The organism is Gemmiger formicilis, from assembly GCF_016901605.1.
Classification (GTDB): Bacteria; Bacillota; Clostridia; order Oscillospirales; family Ruminococcaceae; genus Gemmiger; species Gemmiger formicilis_B.
In genome coordinates, this window is the sequence record NZ_JACJKP010000457.1 from 1 (window position 1) to 428 (window position 428).

General features: G+C 57.5%; 1 pseudogene. It reads right to left on the minus strand.

Features of this window, described 5'->3' with window-relative positions:
- Positions 1 to 428 (minus strand): annotated as a pseudogene (locus H6B10_RS15420) (hypothetical protein); the annotation flags it as partial.

The window sequence follows — 428 nt, forward strand, 5'->3', positions numbered from 1 at the left end:
CCGGCATGGGCGCTACCTGCGTCAATTCCTCGGCAATACCGGACACCCCGAAATGGGCTGCATCCGTGGGGGTATCGTATACGCCAGTACGGAACCCATGCTTTTCCCAGGCCAGTCGCTGGATGTCCTCGTCCAGCAAGGCGTCGATCCCCGCCGTACCGGCCTCATCCAGGGCGATATACACATGGGAGGACCAGACGGTGGGCGTCGGGTACATCATCACAATGTCCCCCTTGATCTGCTCCCAAGTATCCGGGTTTTCCACGGCGAATTCCAGCAGCTGGTTTTCATAGCCGGCGATCAGAGGCTTGGCACCCATGCCGGTCTTCAGAAACTGATCGAACAAATCCGAGGAGGAGCTTTCCATATACCCCAGCTTCTGAAAAATATTTTGCAGCCGGGGCAGGATCTCCGCCAGATTGCTTTCG